We start from the raw sequence: 20,156 nt of genomic DNA, 5'->3' as shown, positions 1-20,156 counted from the left end.
AGTGATGGCGGTCGGCTCCCCCCTTGCGGGAGGGGAGCGCACTGCCGTCGAGGTGATAGCTCGAGTCGCCCTTCTCTCAGCGCGCCATCGCGCGAAGTTGAGCGGCTCAGCCAATCACGGCGCTGGAACCGCGGGCCGATCCGCCGCACAATTGCTCCAGCCTTCCCATCCCCAAGGACGACCCGCGCCCGTTGATGTCGATGAAACCAGCTTTGCTTGCGCTCCTCCTGCTGCTGCCCTCCGTCGCGTCCGCGGCCGACATCACCGGGATTCCCAAGATCCGTGAGGCCGATGGGATCACGATCGGGACCACCCGCATCCGGCTCGGCGGCATCGACGCGCCCTCCGTGGATCAGCTCTGCCTCAACAAGAACGGCGAGCGCTGGACCTGCGGCGTGGCGGCGCGTGACGAGCTGATCAAGTACGTCGACGGCAAGAGCTGGACCTGCCATCCGCGCTCGATCGACCGCCGCGGCCGCCAGGTCGCGCGCTGCGACGTCGATGGCGAGGACATCCAGAAATGGCTGGTGCGCAGCGGCTGGGCGCTGGCCTATCGCACCCTCTCGCATGACTACGAGCCCGACGAGGCGGAGGCGCGCGCAGCCAAGGCCGGCATGTGGCAGGGCGCGTTCATCGCGCCATGGGACTGGCGCGTGCGCAACAAGAAGACTGCGATCCTCGGGGCCACCAACCCGCCGGAGGGCGCGCGCAAAATCCTGCTCGCCTCGGCCTCGGGCCCGGTCGCGCCCTCGCCGGACTGCACCATCAAGGGCAATGTCAACGGCGCCGGCGAGTGCATCTATCACACGCCGCAGAGCCGCTGGTACGCGCAGATCAAGATGCACGTCGCCAAGGGCACCCGCTGGTTCTGCTCGGTCGAGGAGGCCGAGGCCGCCGGCTGCCGCGAAACGAGGCGCTGACGGCCCGACCCGCCGGCCTGCCGGGGCATGCCAGCCCCCCGGCTTCTCCGGCTTTTCTTAATGCGCCGCGCCACGTAAAACGACCATGGGCCGGCCGTGTGCGAGAGCCCGTCACCACCCTCAACCGCCAAACCACATCGCCGAGGACACTGACAATGACCGTTCGCGCGGGCCGGGAGTTTCTGGCCATCCCGGGACCCACCACGATGCCCGACGAGGTGCTGCAGGCGATGCACCGCCCCGCGCTCGACATCTACTCCAAGCAGATGGTCGAGCTGACCGACGGCATCATGTCCGATCTCGGCCGGCTGTTCGCCACCAAGGGCAAGACCTACATCTACATCGCCAACGGTCACGGCGCCTGGGAGGCGGTGCTCTCCAACGTGCTGGCGCGCGGCGACAAGGTGCTGGTGCTGGAGAGCGGCCGCTTCGCGATCGGCTGGGGCAATGCGGCGCGCGCGATGGGCGCCGAGGTCGAAGTGCTCCGCGGCGACTGGCGCCGCGCGGTGCGGCCGGCCGAGGTCGAGGCGCGGCTGCGCGCCGACAAGGAGCACAGCATCAAGGCGATCGTGGTGGCGCAGATCGATACGGCGTCCGGCGTCGTCAACGACGTCGAGGCGATCGGCCGCGCCATCAAGGCCGCGGGCCATCCGGCACTCTACATGGTCGACACCGTGGCCTCGCTCGGCTGCATGCCGTTCGAGATGGATGCCTGGGGCATCGACGTCGCGATGTCCGGCTCGCAGAAAGGCCTGATGACGCCGCCGGGTCTCGGCTTCGTCGCCGCCAATGACCGCGCGCTCGAGGCGCACAAGCGCGCCAACATGCGCACGCCCTATTGGGACTGGAGCGAGCGCGAGGGCACCGAGCACTATCGCAAATATGGCGGCACCGCGCCGGTGCATCTGCTGTTCGCACTGCGCCAGGCCATGGACATGCTGTTCGCCGAAGGGCTGCCGCACGCCTTCCGCCGCCATGAGCTGTTGGCCGAGGCCGTGCGCCGCGCGGTGGCGAAGTGGAGCGAGGGCCAGGTGATCGGCTTCAACATCGCAGACGCCGCCGAGCGCTCCAACACCGTGACCACTGTGCTGGTCGGCGAAGGTTATGATCCGGCCGTGTTGCAGACCTACTGCAAGGAGCAGTGCGGCGTCGTGCTCGGCACCGGGATCGGCGATCTCCAGGGCCAGGCGTTCCGCATCGCCCATATGGGCCATGTCAACGCGCCGATGGTGCTGGGCACGCTCGGCGTGATCGAAATGGCGCTGGTGGCGTTGAAGATTCCGCACGGCCGCGGCGGCCTCGACGCCGCGATCCAATGGCTCGGCGAGAGCGTGACCCCGTAAAGGACGACATGACCGACTTGAGCACCAAGGCGCCGGTGGCGCCGCGCCATCCGCACAGCTTCACCCGTCACGGCATCACCGTAAGCGACGACTATGCGTGGCTGAAAGACGCGCGGTGGCAGGAGGTGCTGCACGATCCGTCGCTGCTGGATGCTGATATCCGCGCCTATCTCGAGGCCGAGAACGCCTATGCGGAATCCGTGCTCGGCCACACCTCACCGCTGCAGAAGAAGCTCGTCGCGGAGATGCGCGGCCGCATCAAGGAGGACGATTCCTCGGTGCCGTCGCCGGACGGGCCCTACGCCTATTTCCGCAAGTATCGCGAGGGCGGCCAGCACGAGTTGTTCTGCCGGACGCCGCGCAACGGCGGGGCGGAGACGATCGGGCTCGATGGCGATGCGCTGGCGCGAGGCCACGACTATTTCAAGTTCGGCGGCAGCAGGCATTCGCACGACCACAAGCGCGTCGCCTGGAGCGCCGACACCAAGGGCTCCGAATATTTCACCATCCGCGTCCGCGACTGGGATAGCGGCAACGATCTCGACGACGTGGTCGAGGAGACCGACGGCGGTGTGGTGTGGTCACGCGATTGCAAGAGCTTCTTCTACGTCAAGCTCGACGACAATCACCGCCCGATGCAGGTGTGGCGGCATAAGCTCGGCACCAGGCAGGCCGAAGACGCGCTGGTGTACGAGGAGAAGGACACGGGCTGGTTCACCCATGTGCACGAGTCGACGTCGGGCCGGTTCTGCGTCATCGCCGGCGGCGACCACGAGACGTCCGAACAACGGTTGATCGATCTCGACGCTCCCGAGGCGCCGCCACGCCTCGTGGCCGCGCGCGAGAACGGCGTGCAATATTCGATCGCCGATCGCGGCGATGAGCTGTTCATCCTGACCAATGCCGACGGCGCCATCGACTTCAAGATCGTCACCGCGCCGCTGTCTGCGCCCGAGCGCGCCAACTGGCGCGACCTCATTCCGCACCGCGCCGGCATCTACGTGCTCGACCACGATCTGTATGCCGGGCACCTGGTGCGGCTGGAGCGAGCCAATGCGCTGCCGTCGATCGTCATCCGCGATCTCGCATCCGGCGAGGAGCACGCGATCGCCTTCGACGAAGGCGCCTATTCGCTCGACGCGATGGGCTCCTACGAGTTCGACACCACCAATCTGCGCTTTGCCTATTCGTCGATGACGACGCCGTCGGAGGTGTGGGACTACGACATGGTGACGCGCGCGAAGACCTTGCGCAAGCGCCAGGAGATTCCGTCCGGGCACAATCCGGCCGACTACGTCACCACGCGCATCATGGCCAAGGCGGAGGACGGCGCCGAGGTGCCGGTGTCGCTGCTGCACCGGCGCGACCTCAACGCCGATGGCTCGGCGCCGCTGCTGCTCTATGGCTACGGCTCCTATGGCCATGCGATGCCGGCCTCGTTCTCGGCCAACCGGCTGTCGCTGGTCGACCGCGGCTTCGTCTACGCCATCGCCCATATCCGCGGCGGCACCGACAAGGGCTGGGGCTGGTATCTCGACGGCAAGCGCGAGAAGAAGACCAACAGTTTCGACGACTTCGCTGCCTGTGCACGGGCGCTGATCGCGGCGAACTACACCAGCGCCAGGCGCATCGTCGGCCATGGCGGCAGCGCCGGTGGCATGCTGATGGGCGCGGTCGCCAACCGCGCGGGCGAGCTGTTCGCCGGCATCGTCGCCGAGGTGCCGTTCGTCGACGTGCTGAACACGATGCTCGACGATACCCTGCCGCTGACGCCGCCGGAATGGCCCGAATGGGGCAACCCGATCGAGAGCGAGAAGGATTTCCGCACCATCCTGTCCTACTCGCCCTACGACAACGTCGCCGCCAAGGAGTATCCCGCGATCCTCGCGATGGCCGGACTGACCGACCCGCGCGTCACCTATTGGGAGCCTGCAAAGTGGATCGCGCGGCTGCGCGCGACGATGACCGGCGGCGGGCCGGTCCTCCTGCGCACCAACATGGGCGCCGGCCACGGCGGCGCCTCCGGCCGCTTCAACCGGCTGGACGAGGTCGCGATCGTCTACGCGTTCGCGCTATGGGCGGTGGGTCTGGCAGATCGGAGCGTTTGAGCCATGATCGCGCCTGAACACCAATGTCGTCCCTGCGAACGCAGGGACCCATAACCACCGGCGGCAATTGTTGAGCGCGCTGGAGCTACGTCCCTCGTCATCACAACCGCCTGTGGTTATGGGTCCCTGTGTCTGGAAAGTCTGCCATGATGATGGTGGGCGGGAAGCCGTTGGGTCCTTGGCGCTAGACGCCGTGAGCCGGCTCGGTCTCCCGCCCGTTCCATTTATCAACCTGAACAGTTGCACGAGGCTGCGCCAACAGACCTCGCATCACAGGGACAGGCACCGTGATCGTACCTTTTCGTTGCGTCGGAATCGACGTTTGCAAACCCTATCTCGATATTTTTGATGAAGCCGTGGGGGCGCCGGAGCGCATCGCCAACGGGCCACAGGCCATCACACAGCTGGTGGCGCGTTGGGGATGCGATGTTCTGGTGGTCTTTGAGGCCACGGGTGTCTACGACCTCGAACTGCGCGAGGCCCTGCGTCGGGCGGGCATCCGCTTTGCGCGGATCAACCCGGCTCGAGCTCGCGATTTCGCCCGCGCCAGCGGCCAACTCGCCAAGACCGATCCGATCGACGCGCGAACGCTGGCAGCCTTTGGGCGCGCCATGCAGCCAGCCACCGAGCAGGCCATGACGCCTGCCCAAAGCGCCCTCGCCAGGCTTGCAAAACGGCGGGATCAACTGGTTGCCATGCGCGCCCAGGAAAAGAACCGCCGCAGCGAGGCCGAGGACCGCGCCATGGCCGAACGCATCAGCCGCCTGATCGAGGTCCTCAATGACGAGATCGTCGAGATCGAGGCCGAGATCAACGCGCTCATCAAAGCCGAGCCGGTGCTTGCGGAGCAGGCACAGCTGATGCGCTCCGTGCCCGGTGTGGGACCCGTCGCCTGCATGCAACTCATCACCCAGATGCCGGAACTCGGCCATCTCGGGCCAAAGGAGGTAGCCGCTCTTGCGGGCCTGGCTCCCTTCAATCGCGATAGCGGGGCGTATCGTGGCAAGCGCAAGATCGGCGGCGGCCGGAAGCGTGTCCGCGACGCCCTCTACATGGCCGCCCTCAACGCCGTCCGCCGCGCCGATCGCTTCAAGATCTTTTACAACCGTCTGCGCCAAGCCGGTAAACCCGCCAAGCTCGCCCTCATCGCCGTCGCCAGGAAGCTTCTAACCATCCTGAATGCCATGATGCGCGACCGAAAACCTTATGCGATCACTCCATCAACATAACAGTTGCCGGCTCAAGGCCGGGACGACAGCGGAGTATGGGGCCAATCTCGCCTCGCAATCGGCGTCGCATCCGCAACGACAGCCGAGGACGTAGCGGCTACCTGTTGTTCTTCGCGCGCCACGCCGCGAAGTCGGCGGGCGTCTGCGGATCCGTCGCCGGATAGAGGCCGAGGATCGAGCGGCCCTTGGCAACTTCCTCGGTAACGAAATCCTCGAACGCGGTCATCTCGAACGTCTCGTCCGCGATCTCGTCGGCGAGATGGGCGGGGATCACGATGACGCCGTCGGAATCGCCGAGGATGACGTCACCGGGAAACACCGGCGCGTCGCCGCAGGCGATCGGGCCGTTGATCTCGATCGCATGATGCAGGGTGAGATTGGTCGGCGCGCTCGGACGCTGGTGGAAGGCGGGGATGCCGAGCTTGGCAATGTCGGCGGCGTCACGGAAGCCGCCGTCGGTGACGACGCCGGCGACGCCGCGCTGCTGCAGGCGGCTCACGAGAATTGCGCCGGCCGAAGCGGCGCGCGCGTCCTTGCGGCTGTCCATCACCAGCACGGCGCCGGGCGGGCAATCCTCGACGGCCTTGCGCTGCGGATGGCCGCGGTCGCGAAACACCTCGATGGTGTTGAGATCCTCGCGCGCTGGGATGTAGCGCAAGGTGAAGGCCTCGCCGACCATGGTCGGCTGCGCCGGGCTGAGCGGATGGACGTTCTGGATGCACTGGATGCGCAGGCCGCGCTTGAACAGCGCGGTAGCGACCGTGGCCGTCGAGACGGTCTTGAGCTTGTTGCGGGTGGCGGTGCTGAGTTTGGTCATGTCCTGCTCTCTCCGGTCGTCATTCCGGGGCGCGCGGAGCGCGAGCCCGGAATCCATACTCCCGATCGTGGTTATGGATTCCGGGCTCGCCGCTCCGCGGCGCCCCGGAATGACGGGTGAACTAATAAATCGCTGGCTCGCCGACTGCGGCGCCGAAGCCGGTCTCGAGGAAGTCGAAATCGCAGCCGTCATTGGCCTGCTTGATGTGGCGGGCGAACATCCAGCCATAGCCGCGCTCGAAGCGCGGGGCCGGCGGAGTCCAGGCGGCGCGGCGGCGCGCCAGTTCATCCTCGGGCACGTCGAGATTGATGGTGCGCGCGGCGACGTCCAGCGTGATCAGGTCGCCATTCTTCACCAGCGCCAACGGGCCGCCGACGTAGGACTCGGGCGCGACATGCAGGATGCAGGCGCCATAGCTCGTGCCGCTCATGCGCGCATCCGACAGCCGCACCATGTCGCGGACGCCCTGCTTCACCAGCTTGGTCGGGATCGGCAGCATGCCCCATTCCGGCATGCCCGGCCCGCCCTGCGGGCCGGCATTGCGCAGGATCAGGACGTGATCGGCCGTGACGTCGAGATCTGGATCGTCGATCGCCTTCTTCATCGAGGGATAGTCGTCGAACACCAGCGCCGGGCCGGTGTGCCTGAGGAAGCGCGGATCGCAGGCAGAAGGCTTGATGACGCAGCCGTCCGGCGCAAGGTTGCCCTTGAGCACGGCGAGCGCACCTTCGCGATAGATCGGGTTCGACTGCGGACGGATGACGTCGTCATTGTAGACGCCGGCGCCTGTGATGTTGTCGCCCAGCGTGCGGCCGTTGACGGTCATGCAATCCAGATGGAGATGCTCTTTCATCCTGCTCATCAGGCCGGGCAGCCCGCCCGCGTAGTAGAAATCCTCCATCAGATAGGCGTCGCCGCTCGGCCGGACATTGGCGAGCACCGGCACCTTGCGGCTGGCGGCCTCGAAATCATCAAGGCCGATATCGGCGCCGGCGCGGCGCGCCTGCGCGATCACATGGATGATGGCGTTGGTCGAGCAGCCCATCGCCATGGCGACCGCGATCGCATTCTCGAACGCCTGATGGGTCTGGATCTTCGATGGCGTCAGGTCCTCCCACACCATCTCGACGACGCGGCGGCCGCATTCCGAGCTCATGCGGATGTGCTCGGCATCGGCAGCCGGAATCGACGAGGCGCCGGGCAAGGTCATGCCGATCGCTTCCGCGATCGCGGTCATGGTCGAGGCCGTCCCCATGGTCATGCAGGTGCCGTGGCTGCGGGCGATGCCGGCTTCCATCGCGTTCCAATCAGCGTCCGACAGCTTGCCCGCGCGGCGCTCGTCCCAGTACTTCCAGGCGTCGGAGCCGGAGCCGAGCGTCTTGCCCTTCCAGTTGCCGCGCAGCATCGGCCCGGCCGGGAGATAGATCGCCGGCAGGTTCATGCTGGTGGCGCCGAGCAGCAGCGCCGGCGTGGTCTTGTCGCAGCCGCCCATCAGCACGACGCCATCGACGGGGTGGCCGCGCAAGAGCTCCTCGACATCCATCGCCAGCATGTTGCGATAGAGCATCGTGGTCGGCTTCAACAGCGACTCCGACAGCGACAGCGCAGGCAGCTCGATCGGGAAACCGCCGGCCATCAGCACGCCGCGCTTGACGTCGTCGACGCGCTGCTTGAAGTGCATGTGGCAGGGCTGCGCGTCGGACCAGGTGTTGACGATGGCGATGACCGGACGGCCCTTCCACTCCTCCTGGGCATAGCCCATCTGCATCACCCGCGAGCGGTGGCCGAAGGAACGGAGATCGTCGGGCGCGAACCAGCGCGCGCTGCGCAGCTGATCGGGGCTCTTCTTGTGGCTCATGATTGCGTTCCCCAGGTCAGCACGGTCTTGCGCTCGATGGTGCGGAAGATCAGGTTCTCGACCACGAGACCGATCAGGATCACGGTCAGCAGGCCAGCGAACACCGCGGGGATCTCGAGCAGATTGCGGTTCTCGAAGATGAACCAGCCGAGGCCGCCCTGCCCCGAGGAGACACCGAACACCAGCTCGGCCGCGATCAGGGTGCGCCAGGCGAAGGCCCAGCCGATCTTCAAACCCGTGAGGATGGCGCCGAACGCCGCCGGAATCAGGATTCGGATCACATAGGAGAAGCCGCTGAGACCGTAGTTGCGCCCGACCATGCGCAGCGTGTTCGAGACGCTTTTGAAGCCGGAATGGGTGTTGAGCGCGACGGGCCACAGCACCGAATGGATCAGCACGAAGACGAGACTGCCGCTGCCGAGCCCGAACCAGATCAGCGCCAGCGGCAGCAGCGCGATCGCCGGCAAGGGATTGAACATCGCCGTGATCGTCTCGAGGAAATCGGTGCCGATGCGGGTCGAGATCGCGAGCACAGTCAGGATCGCCGCGAGAACGATGCCTGCGGCATAGCCCATGAACAGCACCTTCAGCGAGGTCCAGACGCGCATCGGGATGGTGCCGTCGCGGACCTTCTCCCACAGCGCCGCGATGGTGTCGGAGAAGGTCGGGAACAGCAGGGGATTGTCGAGATAGCTGCCATAGGCCTGCCAGATCGCGGCGAGCAAGACAATGATCAGGCTCTTGCGCACGAAGCCGTCGTTCCACAGCAGCTCGAGCACGCCGAGCTTGCGCGCGACATCTGCAGGCGCGGCGCTCGCGGCCGACGTATCGCGCAGGATGATCTTGGCTTCAGCCATGGGCGCCGTCCTCAATGCGTCGTTGCAGGTTCGGAGAACAAGAGATCATGGATCTGCTTCTCCAGGCGCGCCGCGCTGCCGTCCTCGGCCGAGACCTTGTCGACGTCGACCACCTCGGCCTTGACGCGGCCGGGATGCGGCGACAGCAGCAGAATGCGGTTGCCGATCTTGATGGCTTCGGCGATCGAATGCGTCACGAACAAGACGGTGAATTTCGTCTCGTTCCACAACTGCAGCAGCTCGTCCTGGCAGGTGCGCCGCGTCAGCGCATCGAGCGCGGCGAACGGCTCGTCCATCAGCAGGATGTCCGGCTCCATCGCCATGCCCCGGGCGATCGCGACGCGCTGCTTCATGCCGCCCGACAGCGTGTGCGGATAGGCATCGACGACGCGCGTCAGCCCGACTTTCTCGATATAGGTGCGGGCGCGGCTCTCGGCCTCCTTGCGCGGCATGCGCCGCGCCGTCAGCAGCGGGAACATCACGTTGGCGAGCACGGTCTTCCACGGCAGCAGCTGGTCGAACTCCTGGAAGATCATCATGCGGTCAGCACCAGGACCGGTGATCTCGCGGCCGTTGATGCGCATCCGGCCCTCGCTCGGCTTGATGTAGCCACCGACCGCCTTCAGCAAGGTCGACTTGCCGCAACCGGACGGTCCCAGCAGCACGAAGCGATCGGAGCGGTCGACGGAGAAGCCGACCCGCTCCGTCGCGGTGATCACCGCGCTGGAGGTCTTGTAGCGCAGGGTGACGCCATCGACGTCGAGCAGCGCGGACATCAGTTGCCCTTCAGATCATGCGCGACGGGGAGATAATAATCGGTCCAGGCCTTGGGCTGGGTCTTGATGGTGCCGATCTTGGCGAGATGGGCCGCGAACTTCATGGTGCCCTGCGGCTCCAGATTCCATTCCATCATTCCGGGCTCCTTGAGCCAGGCGAGCAGGTCATCGACCGAGGTCTTGTCGCCGGTGATCTCCTTGTAGATCTCGACCGCCGTCCTGGTATCGCTGCGGATCAGGTCCTGCGCTTCCTTGGTCGCATCGCGCACCGCCTGGATGATCTTCGGATTGGCGTCGGCGAACTTCGTGGTGGTGAAGAACTGCGCCTGGCTCAGCGGTCCGCCCATGACGTCGGGCGAATTCATCACGACATGCGCGCCGGGCACGTTCTTCAATTCGAGGAACGTGTAGGGCGGGATCGAGAAATGATTGTGCACCTCGTGCTGCGGGTTCGACAGCGCCGTATAGGCGTCGGGGTGACCGAGCTGCACGGTGTTCGCGTCGAGCTTGTTCCACTGATCGGCGCCAAACGCCTCGGCGGCCGCGATCTGCAGCACGATGGACTGGGTCGAGACCTTGACGGTCGGCACGGCGATCTTGTCACTGGGACCGAAGTCCTTGATCGACTTGATGTTGGGATCGCGGCTGATCAGGGTCATCGGCTGCGCCGAGGTGGCGACGATGCCCTTCACGCCGCCGCGGGTACGATCCCACAACAGCAGCAGATTGCCGGTGCCGGTGTTGAGGATGTCGACGCTGCCCGACAACAGCGCATCGGTCTGCGCGCCGCCGCCGGAGAAGGTCAGCCATTTGGTGGTGACGCCGGGCACGCCGAGCGCGGCCGCATGCTTCTCGATCAGCTTGTTCTTCTCGATGATGTGGCTCGGCATGTAGAAGATGCCAGGCTGGCGCGACAGCGAGATTTCGGTCTTCTGCTGGGCCTGCGCGGCGTCATTCCAGGCCGCCGCGACCAGCAGCGTGGCCAGCAGGCCGGCGGCTCGTGCGGCCGAGCGCGCGAACTTCTCGAACATGGGACATCCCTCCTCGCGTGCCGGCTCCTTCTTGACGGCCGGCGGAGAGATGCACTAATGCATTAGTGCATCTCTGACAAGGGCTGTTCTCCCCCTGCGACATTCGAGCCGGACGTCCCACCAAATGGCATTGCCCGCGACGCCTGCTGCGGTTCTCCCGCCCGAACGGCTCGATCCGAGCCGGCGCGCGGCACCGCAGGTCTTCGAGCGGTTGCGCGACCAGATCATCGCCCTCGCGCTCCCACCGGGAGCGCCATTGTCGCGGCCGGCGCTGCAGGCCGAGTTCGGCCTCAGCTCGACGCCGATCCGCGACGCGCTGATGCGCCTCGCCGAGGAAGGCCTCGTCGACGTGTTCCCGCAGCATGCGACCCTGGTCAGCCGCATCGATGTTGGTCGGGCGCAGCAGGCGCAATTCCTGCGCCAGGCGCTGGAGCTCGAGATCGTGCGCCTGCTCGCGCTGCGGCCTGCGGCGGCGCCGATCGACGAACTCCATGCTCTGATCGCCCAGCAGCGGCGATTCGCCAAGGACGGCGACTTCGCGTCATTCACGGTGGTCGACAACGCATTTCACGAGCGGCTCTACACCGCCGCGGACAAGCACGAGCTATGGACCCTGGTGCGCAGCCGCAGCGGTCACATCGACCGGTTGCGCCGGCTGCATCTGCCCTCGCCCGGCAAGGCGCAGACGATCCTGCGCCATCACAAGCAGATCGTCGATGCGATCGCCGCCGGCCGGCCGGACGACGCGCAGACGCATCTGCGCGAGCACCTGACCGGGACGCTGAGCGACCTCGCGACCATTCGCGGCCGCTGGCCAGACTATCTCAGTGGCTAGCGGCCCCGCCCAATCGGAGGACGTGAGCGGTGTCACGCCGCACGCCGGCATGTCGTCTGTGGCCACTTCGTCCCGTGCTGGTCCGCACCGTCTGTCGCGCCACCTGGGATCGCAAACCCTCACACATGTGCTCAAATATTGTGCATTCGGCGCGAGGACGAGGCGATTGTGAAGCGCTCCGTGCCATGCAACTACGGCGCGAGCGCCTCGAATGCAGGCCCGGCGCCCGGATAGTCCACCCTTGTCCCGTACAGGACATCGATCACCGCGCCCCATCCTGCATGTGACTTGCCCGGCGAAACGCTTGCGGCGCGCCGCGAATTGGGCAAAACCTTACAACTGACCGTTGGTCTTGCTGCCAGCCAATCGGGAGATGCGGAGCGTGGCGAAGATTCTGGTCGTGGACGACGATCCGCTCATGCAGCTGACAATTCAGCGCGTGCTCGAACGGGCCGGTCACGTCGTCGGCATCGCCGGCGACGGCCAGAAGGCACTCGTCCGCTTCAAGAGCGAGAGCTTTGACTTGGTGATCCTGGACATCTTCATGCCGGGCATGGACGGGCTGGAGGCGATGCGCTTGATCCTCAAGCACACGCCGGGCGTTCCGATCATCATGACCTCGGGACGTGCCCACACCCCGACCTCGGTGACCGAGCCCGACTATCTTACCATGGCCACCAGGCTGGGAGCGGTGTCCGCATTGCCCAAGCCATTCAAACCGGCAGCCCTCCTGACGATGGTTTCCGAATGCCTGGCATCGGCAGGCGATCGGGCTGCTCGACCCCGGCCAGGCCAAGATGCTGTTCCGAAATCCTGACGGCCGAACCGAAGGGCTCCTGCTCAGCGGCGCGCAGCGCGCGAGCGAGGCGCCGCGGTTCGGCGGCCGCCTCACGCTGACGACGCGGCTGGCGATCGCGATGATCCTGCTGGTCGCGATCGCGGTGTTCGCCGTCGGCTGGCTCGGCTATCGCAGCCTCGAGCGGGCGCTGTTGCCGCGCGCGCTCGATCGAATCGAGTCGCATTCGCGGCTGATGGCGACCGAGCTCGAAAACTATGTCGGCAGCGCCCGGAATGACATCAACGGCTATCGCGCCTCGCCGAATCTGGCGACGTTGATGCGCACGCTGAAGACGGGGGCTCCCGATCCCCGCGAAGGGCTGCCGGCGCAGTCGTGGCGCGAGCGGGTCGCAACGCGCTACTTCGCCGAGCTGCAGGCCAAGCCGACCTACGCGATGATCCGCCTGGTCGGGATCGAGAACGATTATCGCGAGCTGATCCGGGTCGACCGGCTCGGGCCGGGCAACACGGTGCGGATCGTTCCGGAGAACGAGCTGATCACGCGCGGCGAGCGCAACTACATCAAGGAGACGCTGAGCCTGCCGCCCGGCGGCATCCGGCTCTCGCCGATCATTCTCGACGGCAACACGACGGACCCCAAGACAGGCGTGCCGATGCTGTGCGTCGGCACGCCGGTGTTCGCGCCGGACGGCAAGCCGTACGCGATCCTGATGGTCGATCTCGACATGCGCCCGATCTTCGCGCATCTGCGCACGGCGGCCCGCCCGGGCGCGCAGCTCTATGTCGTGAACGCCCGCGGCGACTATCTCTTCCATCCCGAATCAGACCGGGAATTCGCCTCGAAACGCGGCCGATCGACGCGATGGCAGGACGATTTTCCGACGCTCGCCGGCGCGACCGGCAGCGCCGAGGGTTTCGCGCAGATCCTGCACGACGAAGCCGATCGTCCCGGCGGTGTCGCCTTCGCGCCGGCGCTGCTCGCGGGACAGGAATGGGTGGCGGTGATCGAGACGATCCCGAACACCGCCTTCATGGCGCCCGCCCTCGCCATCCGCAAGACGGCGATCGAGGTCGGCCTGATCGCGATGCTGTGCGCGGCCGCGCTCGCCTTCGTGGTCGCGCGCTCGCTGACGCGGCCGATCAACCAACTGACCCAGGCCGTCGAGGGCGTGGGGCGCGGCGAGGCGGTGAATATCCCGCTCGAGGCGGTCGGCGAGACCGGCGTGCTGGCGCGCGCCTTCGCCCGCGTGCTGGACGAGGTTCGCACCAAGACCGCCGAGCTCGAGCGCGAGGTCCAGGAGCATTACCTGACCGAAGCAGCGCGCGACCATTTCGCCGCCCGCGAACGGCTCTACAGTGCCGCGGTGGAATCGTCGAACGACGCGATCGTGACGCTGTCGCTGGACGGCACCATCACCGCCTGGAATCCGGCAGCCGAGGCCATGCTGGGCTACTCCGCCGAGGAGGCCGTGGGCCGCCTTGCGGATTTCCTCGTGCCGCCCGAGCGCATGGCCGAGGCCCAGGACCTTCTGGCGCGCATGGCCCGCGGCGAGCGGATCCAGCATTTCGAGACGGTGCGGATCCGCAAGGACGGTGAGCTGGTCCAGGTCTCGCTCAGCGTCTCGCCGATCAAATCACCGACGGGCCAGATCATCGGCGCCTCCAAGATCGCACGCGACGTCACCGAGAGCCGCCGGACCGAACTGGCGCTGCGCCAGCAGACCGAGGAACGGCGGCGCATCTTCGAGACGTCGCAGGACCTGATCCTCATCACCGACCGCAATGGCATCCTGGTTCAGGTCTCACCGAGTGTGGAGGCGATTCTCGGCTATACGCCGGCGGAGATGATCGGCCGCAGCGGCGCGGATTTCATCCACCCGGACGATCTACCCAAAGCACGCGAGGAGCTTCGCGCCTCGCGCCTCGGCCTTCGGGCGCGCACCTCCGACTGCCGCTACGTCCACAAGGACGGCCGCGTGGTGACGCTGTCCTGGACCTCGAACTGGTCGGAGCCGGTGCAGCGCCACTTCTTCATCGGCCGCGACATGACCGAGAGCCGGCTGGCGCAGGAGACGCTCCGGGAGAGCGAACAGCTCGCCCGCAACATCGTCGAGACCGCGCTCGATGCCTTCGTCCAGGTCGACGACAACGGGGCCATTCTCAACTGGAACTCCCAGGCCGAGAAGATCTTCGGCTGGTCGCGCGCCGAGATCATCGGCAAGGACGTCTTCGACGTGATCACGGTCGGGGACGTCGGCGAGGAGCTGCGCGCCGCGCTCGGCCGCATCCTGATGACCGGACAAGCGAGCGCACTCGGCGTCGGCCGCCGACGCGAGGTCATGGTGAAGCGGCGCGATGGCCGCGAGTTCAAGGCCGAGCTCAGCGTGACCGCGCTGAAGACCCGCAACGGGTTCGTGCTGAACGGCTTCTTCCGCGACCTCACCGACAAGATCGCGACCGAGGAGCGGATCCGCCAGTCCGAGAAGATGGAAGCGATCGGCCAGCTCACCGGCGGCATCGCGCACGACTTCAACAACATCCTCACCGTGATCACCGGCACGATCGAGATTCTCGCCGCGGCCGTGGCCAAGGAGCCGCAGCTCGCCGCGATCACCAGGATGATCGACGAGGCCGCCGCGCGCGGGGCCGATCTCACCCAGCATCTGCTCGCCTTTGCGCGCCGGCAGCCGCTGCAGCCGCGCGAGGTCGACGTCAACACGCTGATGATCGACACGGCCAAGCTGCTGCGGCCGACGCTCGGAGAGCAGATCGAGATCGAGTCCGTCTTCCAGGACGAGACCTGCGTGGCGCATGTCGATCCGAACCAGCTCGCCACGGCGGTCATCAACCTCGCGCTCAATGCCCGCGACGCGATGCCGAATGGCGGCAAGCTCATCCTGGAGACCGGCTGGGCCGACCTCGACGAGAACTACGCAAGTCTCTACGACGACGTGCGGCCCGGTCGCTATGCGATGATCGCGGTGAGCGACAGTGGCAGCGGCATTCCCGCCGCCATCATCGACAAGGTGTTCAATCCGTTCTTCACCTCGAAGGGGCCGGGCAAGGGGACGGGGCTCGGATTGTCGATGGTGTACGGCTTCGTGAAGCAATCGGCCGGCCACATCAGGATCTACAGCGAAGAGGGCCACGGCACCACGATCCGGATGTACCTGCCGCCGGGCAGCGAAGAAGCGATCACGCAGCCCTCGGGCGACGCGCCGGCGATCCAGGGCGGCCAGGAGACGATCCTGGTGGTGGAGGACGACCGGCTGGTGCGCGGCTACGTTCTCGCCCAGCTCCATGCACTGGGCTATGCGACGCTGGAGGCGGCCAATGCCGCCGAAGCGCTGGCGATCACCAATGCCGGAGAGCCGTTCGATCTGCTCTTCACCGACATCATCATGCCGGGGACGATGAACGGCCGCCAGCTCGCATCCGAGATCCAGCGGATTCGTCCGACGCAGCGGGTCCTGTTCACCTCCGGCTACACCGAGAATGCCGTGGTGCATCACGGCCGGCTCGACGAAGGAATTCTTCTGCTGCCGAAGCCGTACCGCAAATCCGAGCTCGCCAAGATGATCCGCAAGGCGCTCGCCGCGACCGAGGCTTGAAAAACCAGGCTTGAAAAACGAGGCTTGGCCAATGCGGCCCGACCAACGCGGCCTGGCGCTTGCGGTTGCCGCTACTCCAGCTTGAGGCCCCGTGCGGGCGGCCCGGCCATCGGCTCAATTGGCGCGCGACGCCGTCATCACGATGCGGATCAGATCGGCCGCGTTGCGCGCGCCGAGCTTCTTCATGATGTTGGCGCGGTGATCCTCGATCGTGCGCGGGCTGATGCCCAGCGTGCGCCCCGCCTCCTTGTTCGAGGCCCCCGCCGTGAATTGTTCCAGGACCTCGCGCTCGCGCCGCGTCAGCGGCTCGCGGCCGGGGAAATGCAGCGAGCCGATCTTCGGCGAGGCATTTTCCTTCTGCCGCCGCGCGAACGCGCCGATCGCCTCGTTCAGACGGGCCACGATCTCACTGCCGCGGAACGGCTTCTCGATGAAGTCGAGCGCCCCGTTCTTGATCGCATTGACGGCCATCGGGATGTCGCCCTGGCCCGAGATCATGAAGATCGGAGCCGGATAGTCCTCGCCGTGCAGTTCCCTGAGAATGTCGAGACCGGACTTTCCGGGGATGTGCACGTCGAGCAGGATACAGGCCGGTGTCCTGCTCCGCGCCACCGCCAGGAGCGCGGCGCCGTCCGCAAAACAGATCACTTCATACCCACCTGCCGACAAGACCATCGAGAGGGTGTCGCGCACGGCTGGGTCGTCATCGACGACAAAAATCTCACCGCGGGAAGCTGTTTGTTCGGCCATGGGCGATTGCTCTTGCAAAGGAGAAGAAACAATGAAAGCGCGTCTTATGATACCATACTCGTCGGGTGCTTTGGGCACCCGTATTTGTACGGTTTATGATCCTAACCCACAAGTAGTAGCTGCAGATCGGTGATCGCCTTCACGAGACCATGATCTGGACACGATCTCAAGGCAGTCGTCTCGGGCAGCATGCTGCCTTGCAAAAACACATCAACGCCGACAGCGTCATGATCGACATCAAACTCTGATCGCATCGGCGTTGCCCACGTGCACCACGCCCACAGACATGCTCGGCGGCGGACGCGTGCACGGCCCTCAGCCCACGAAAATCTGCACGGCATTTGACACAAGACGTACAGCCGTCAGCCGGCCTTGCCCTCGTTTTGATCAGAGATCGGCGGGATTCGGACGTTGCATAGGATTTTGCGCCCTGGACCGCGGCTTGCGCCGATGCAGCTCTGTCAGGACCGATGCTTCGCGGCAACACTTTCGGCGGCGACGCCGCCCCAGGTGTGAACCACGGGCAGGCCGAGCACAGTCTTGCCGAGATTCGCCAGGCAGATGCGCAACGCTGCCAGATCGACTGGCTTCGGCAGGCTCTGCAGGTCGATCCCGAGCGAGCGCGCGAACAGCCGGGCCTCAATTCGCTTTGCCGCATCCATGCCGCTGATCACGATCACGGAACCGGCGAAGCGGGTATCTGCGATGACCTTGAGGACCTCGGTCCCCTCGCCATCCTCGAGCATGAGATCGAGCGTCACGCAGTCAAAGCGGTTGTTGCGCACCTCGCGGATCGCATCGCTGCACGTGGCCGCGACCGTCACGGCGTGGCCGGCCTGCTTGGCCGCCAGCGCGATCAGCGTCCGCTGCGCGGCGTCGTCGTCGACGACCAAGAGCTGCAGCGCGCGCCGTTCGCCATCATCGGCGCGCTCCGACCGGCTGGATGCAAGTTCCGAACTCATGACCGGCATTGGCCGTCCCTGGAAAATTTGACCGACGTCGTTGTCATACACGTCCGACCCTGCGGCGACGTAAAGCGGCTCTCGGAAAAAAGGCCACGCGTCTTAGGACTTGCGCAGGACCCGGGCCGGCGCGTCTCCTCGTCGCTCCGCGCGCGGAAGTTTCCCGAGCGGCGGGCGAGCAATGCGCCGTGCTGCCGCAAGGCGAACTAGTTGACGGTCGTTTCCTGGCCGGCGGAAGCGTTGCCACGTTTCTTCTTGTTCTTTCCCTTGATGAACTGGATGTCCATCTCGGAGCCGTTGACCCGGACCAGCTCGCAGCGGCGGTAGGCGAGCCCCGTCGAGGACAGCAGCAGAAAGAACTCTTTCAGATTCAATCCCTGGATCGATCCCTCGACCGTCAGCACCGCGTCGGTGTCCGAGATGGCGTTGAGCTGGCAGTCCCTGCGCCAGGTCCCGTCGATGCCCATGATGCAGACATCGTAACCACGGCTGAAGGTGACGCGCTCCGTACCTTTGTTGTCGTCAGACATCTTCGCGTCCTGCTCTATTGGGCTGCGGGAACATCTAGTTGCCCGCGGCCGCGATCCTGGGCATTCCCGGAGCGGACGCCTTCGCCGCGGAAGCGATCCCGCTCGGGCGATACAGGCCACGCCGGTCCGCGAGCGGCTTGAACACGTCGGTGAGGCCGACGACGGTCTCCGCCGCACCGAGTACGAGGAAGCCGTCCGGCTCCATCTGCTTGGCGAGCCGGCCGAAGATGTTGATCTTGGTGTCCTGATCGAAATAGATCAGCACGTTGCGGCAGAACACGACGTCGAACGTGCCGAGCTGTGAGAAGTCGTGCAGCAGATTGAGCTGGCGATGCTGGACCATGCCGCGCACGTCGGAATTGATCTGCCAGAGTTCGCCTGCCTGCTTGAAATATTTGACCAGAAGCTGGATCGGCAGCCCGCGCTGCACCTCGAACTGGCTGTAGAGGCCGGCCTTCGATTTCTCCAGCACCTCCTGCGACAGATCGGTGGCGATGATCTCGATGCGCCATCCACTGAGCGCAGATCCCATCTCCTTGAGCGACATCGCCAGCGAATACGGCTCCTGGCCGGTCGAGCAAGCAGCGCACCAGATCCGGATCGACTTGCGGTTGGCGCGCGCCTTGAGGAGCTCCGGCATGATCACGTCGCGAAAATGATCGAACGGGACCTTGTCGCGGAAGAAGAACGTCTCGTTGGTCGTCATCGCTTCGACGACCTGGCTGATCAAGGCGCTCGACCCGTCCTTCAGCTTCTGGACGAGATCGCTGATGCTGGCCAGGCCGGCCTTGCGCGCGAGCGGAAGCAGGCGGCTCTCGATCAGATATTGCTTGTCGGCAGACAGATCGAGACCGGACTTGTCTCGAAGCAGCTTGCGCAGGAACTCATAATCAGGCTGGTTCACGGGCGGCCTCTTCTGGGCAGACGAAGGGATCAGGCGGATTCGGCTGACAGCGCCTGGATGAGACCAACTTCCTGGAATTTGGCGGCCACAATCTCTTTGTCGAACGGCTTCATGATGTATTCGTTGGCGCCGGCGTTCAGCGCGCGCGAAATGTGATCGATGTCGTTTTCGGTGGTGCAGAACACCACCTTGGGGCCTTCGCCGCCCGGCAGCCGGCGCAGGCGCCCGAGGAAATCATAACCGTCCATGACGGGCATGTTCCAGTCGAGCAGAATGGCGTCCGGCAGGCTCTTGGTGCAGATCTCGAGCGCCCGCTCGCCATCCTCCGCCTCGACGACGGAGAAGCCCAACTCCTCCAGGATACGGCGTGCGATCTTGCGCACGACGCTGGAGTCATCCACGACCAGACAGCTCTTCATTGTTGTTTCCCCTATGCGACGGTTGACGGGCTAAGCGGCGATTGCCGCCTTCGGCAGGAGCTCGAGCACGCGATCGACGTCGAGAATGACCATCAGCTGGCCGTCGAGGCGGTGCACGCCGCCGGCGAATTTCGCCATGCGCGGGTCGAGATTGACGGGGTTCTCCTCCCGGCCCTCCTCGGACAGCCGCAGCACCTCGCCGATCTGGTCGATCAGGAGACCATAGGACTCGCCGCGCAGATCGACGCCGACCGCCATAGGCGGCTTGCCGTCCTCGGCGCGGGCAAGGCCGAGCCGCGCCCGCATGTCGACGACGGTCACGATGCGGCCGCGCAGGTTCAGGACCCCGGCGATCTCCGCCGATGACAGCGGCACCCGCGTCACCCGCTCCGGCATGAACACGTCCTG

Annotated in this window: 18 protein-coding genes; 7 read left to right on the top strand and 11 right to left on the bottom strand. The window is 65.8% G+C overall.

The window, feature by feature from the left end; all coding sequences use genetic code 11:
* The first annotated feature begins 194 nt into the window (after positions 1-194).
* The 4 genes from ACQR03_RS32205 (at position 195) to ACQR03_RS32190 (ending at position 5,600) form a co-directional block, all read left to right on the top strand.
* Positions 195-920: a thermonuclease family protein gene (locus tag ACQR03_RS32205; protein ID WP_315716988.1), complete on the top strand. Its 726-nt coding sequence runs from the start codon at positions 195-197 to the stop codon at positions 918-920.
* A 155-nt stretch (positions 921-1,075) separates the two neighbouring features.
* Positions 1,076-2,263, top strand: coding sequence for a pyridoxal-phosphate-dependent aminotransferase family protein (locus ACQR03_RS32200; protein WP_315716987.1), 1,188 nt, complete (start codon positions 1,076-1,078; stop codon positions 2,261-2,263).
* Between the two features lie 8 nt (positions 2,264-2,271).
* Entirely contained in the window at positions 2,272-4,371 is a 2,100-nt protein-coding gene (locus ACQR03_RS32195; RefSeq protein ID WP_434842300.1) for a S9 family peptidase, read from the top strand.
* A 287-nt stretch (positions 4,372-4,658) separates the two neighbouring features.
* A complete protein-coding gene (locus ACQR03_RS32190; protein WP_315751903.1) occupies positions 4,659-5,600 on the top strand; it encodes a transposase in 942 nt (313 codons plus the stop codon).
* 97 nt (positions 5,601-5,697) lie between these two features.
* Here the strand turns inward: ACQR03_RS32190 and ACQR03_RS32185 are convergent, their stop codons facing one another.
* The 5 genes from ACQR03_RS32185 to ACQR03_RS32165 all read right to left on the bottom strand — a co-directional run bounded on the left by ACQR03_RS32185 (position 5,698) and on the right by ACQR03_RS32165 (position 10,939).
* Complete coding sequence (locus tag ACQR03_RS32185) at positions 5,698-6,417, bottom strand: ribonuclease activity regulator RraA (protein WP_316201946.1); 720 nt, start codon at positions 6,415-6,417, stop codon at positions 5,698-5,700.
* 121 nt (positions 6,418-6,538) lie between these two features.
* Positions 6,539-8,275 (bottom strand): L-arabinonate dehydratase, encoded by a 1,737-nt coding sequence (gene araD, locus ACQR03_RS32180; RefSeq protein WP_316201945.1) that lies wholly within the window; start codon positions 8,273-8,275, stop codon positions 6,539-6,541.
* Positions 8,272-9,132, bottom strand: a complete 861-nt coding sequence (locus ACQR03_RS32175; RefSeq protein ID WP_315750732.1) for an ABC transporter permease — start codon at positions 9,130-9,132, stop codon at positions 8,272-8,274. The genes araD and ACQR03_RS32175 overlap by 4 nt, the downstream gene beginning before the upstream one ends.
* 11 nt (positions 9,133-9,143) lie before the next feature.
* Positions 9,144-9,908, bottom strand: a complete 765-nt coding sequence (locus tag ACQR03_RS32170) for an ABC transporter ATP-binding protein (protein WP_315750730.1) — start codon at positions 9,906-9,908, stop codon at positions 9,144-9,146.
* Positions 9,908-10,939 carry an ABC transporter substrate-binding protein gene (locus tag ACQR03_RS32165; RefSeq protein ID WP_434842299.1) on the bottom strand — a complete coding sequence of 344 codons (1,032 nt, stop codon included), beginning with the start codon at positions 10,937-10,939 and terminating at the stop codon, positions 9,908-9,910. The genes ACQR03_RS32170 and ACQR03_RS32165 overlap by 1 nt, the downstream gene beginning before the upstream one ends.
* 124 nt (positions 10,940-11,063) lie before the next feature.
* Here ACQR03_RS32165 and ACQR03_RS32160 point away from each other — a divergent pair, with 124 nt between their 5' ends.
* The 3 genes from ACQR03_RS32160 (at position 11,064) to ACQR03_RS32150 (ending at position 16,183) form a co-directional block, all read left to right on the top strand.
* On the top strand, positions 11,064-11,774 hold the full coding sequence (locus tag ACQR03_RS32160) for a GntR family transcriptional regulator (protein WP_315750726.1): 711 nt from the start codon (positions 11,064-11,066) through the stop codon (positions 11,772-11,774).
* Positions 11,775-12,156: 382 nt separating this feature from the next.
* Complete coding sequence (locus ACQR03_RS32155; protein ID WP_315750724.1) at positions 12,157-12,591, top strand: response regulator; 435 nt, start codon at positions 12,157-12,159, stop codon at positions 12,589-12,591.
* The gene (locus tag ACQR03_RS32150) at positions 12,572-16,183 is read left to right on the top strand and encodes a PAS domain S-box protein (protein ID WP_316201943.1); all 3,612 of its coding nucleotides are present in this window, start codon (positions 12,572-12,574) and stop codon (positions 16,181-16,183) included. The genes ACQR03_RS32155 and ACQR03_RS32150 overlap by 20 nt, the downstream gene beginning before the upstream one ends.
* Before the next feature lie 114 nt (positions 16,184-16,297).
* On the opposite strand, the gene ACQR03_RS32145 is transcribed toward ACQR03_RS32150, so the two are convergent.
* The 6 genes from ACQR03_RS32145 to ACQR03_RS32120 all read right to left on the bottom strand — a co-directional run.
* Entirely contained in the window at positions 16,298-16,933 is a 636-nt protein-coding gene (locus ACQR03_RS32145) for a response regulator transcription factor (protein ID WP_315750719.1), read from the bottom strand.
* 461 nt (positions 16,934-17,394) lie between these two features.
* On the bottom strand, positions 17,395-17,904 hold the full coding sequence (locus tag ACQR03_RS32140; RefSeq protein WP_315750717.1) for a response regulator: 510 nt from the start codon (positions 17,902-17,904) through the stop codon (positions 17,395-17,397).
* Between the two features lie 197 nt (positions 17,905-18,101).
* Positions 18,102-18,425: a PilZ domain-containing protein gene (locus ACQR03_RS32135; protein ID WP_315716973.1), complete on the bottom strand. Its 324-nt coding sequence runs from the start codon at positions 18,423-18,425 to the stop codon at positions 18,102-18,104.
* Between the two features lie 34 nt (positions 18,426-18,459).
* Positions 18,460-19,329 (bottom strand): CheR family methyltransferase, encoded by an 870-nt coding sequence (locus ACQR03_RS32130; RefSeq protein WP_315750716.1) that lies wholly within the window; start codon positions 19,327-19,329, stop codon positions 18,460-18,462.
* 29 nt (positions 19,330-19,358) lie between these two features.
* Entirely contained in the window at positions 19,359-19,748 is a 390-nt protein-coding gene (locus ACQR03_RS32125) for a response regulator (RefSeq protein ID WP_315716971.1), read from the bottom strand.
* A gap of 30 nt (positions 19,749-19,778) precedes the next feature.
* Positions 19,779-20,156 (bottom strand): chemotaxis protein CheW (locus ACQR03_RS32120; RefSeq protein ID WP_434848914.1); only part of this gene is annotated, 378 nt, incomplete at its 5' end.

This window comes from Bradyrhizobium sp. HKCCYLS3070, assembly GCF_051167575.1.
Taxonomy (GTDB): domain Bacteria; phylum Pseudomonadota; class Alphaproteobacteria; order Rhizobiales; family Xanthobacteraceae; genus Bradyrhizobium.
Note: the sequence above shows the minus strand (reverse complement) of the source record. Positions and strands in the feature narration are given on the sequence as shown.

Coding starts and splice junctions, on each gene's coding strand:
- ACQR03_RS32150 (WP_316201943.1), top strand. CDS start 12,572: ATGCTGTTCCGAAATCCTGACGGCCGAACCGAAGGGCTCCTGCTCAGC.
- ACQR03_RS32140 (WP_315750717.1), bottom strand. CDS start 17,904: ATGCCGGTCATGAGTTCGGAACTTGCATCCAGCCGGTCGGAGCGCGCC.
- ACQR03_RS32185 (WP_316201946.1), bottom strand. CDS start 6,417: ATGACCAAACTCAGCACCGCCACCCGCAACAAGCTCAAGACCGTCTCG.
- ACQR03_RS32125 (WP_315716971.1), bottom strand. CDS start 19,748: ATGAAGAGCTGTCTGGTCGTGGATGACTCCAGCGTCGTGCGCAAGATC.
- araD (WP_316201945.1), bottom strand. CDS start 8,275: ATGAGCCACAAGAAGAGCCCCGATCAGCTGCGCAGCGCGCGCTGGTTC.
- ACQR03_RS32145 (WP_315750719.1), bottom strand. CDS start 16,933: ATGGCCGAACAAACAGCTTCCCGCGGTGAGATTTTTGTCGTCGATGAC.
- ACQR03_RS32200 (WP_315716987.1), top strand. CDS start 1,076: ATGACCGTTCGCGCGGGCCGGGAGTTTCTGGCCATCCCGGGACCCACC.
- ACQR03_RS32135 (WP_315716973.1), bottom strand. CDS start 18,425: ATGTCTGACGACAACAAAGGTACGGAGCGCGTCACCTTCAGCCGTGGT.
- ACQR03_RS32175 (WP_315750732.1), bottom strand. CDS start 9,132: ATGGCTGAAGCCAAGATCATCCTGCGCGATACGTCGGCCGCGAGCGCC.
- ACQR03_RS32165 (WP_434842299.1), bottom strand. CDS start 10,939: ATGTTCGAGAAGTTCGCGCGCTCGGCCGCACGAGCCGCCGGCCTGCTG.
- ACQR03_RS32160 (WP_315750726.1), top strand. CDS start 11,064: ATGGCATTGCCCGCGACGCCTGCTGCGGTTCTCCCGCCCGAACGGCTC.
- ACQR03_RS32170 (WP_315750730.1), bottom strand. CDS start 9,908: ATGTCCGCGCTGCTCGACGTCGATGGCGTCACCCTGCGCTACAAGACC.
- ACQR03_RS32195 (WP_434842300.1), top strand. CDS start 2,272: ATGACCGACTTGAGCACCAAGGCGCCGGTGGCGCCGCGCCATCCGCAC.
- ACQR03_RS32205 (WP_315716988.1), top strand. CDS start 195: ATGTCGATGAAACCAGCTTTGCTTGCGCTCCTCCTGCTGCTGCCCTCC.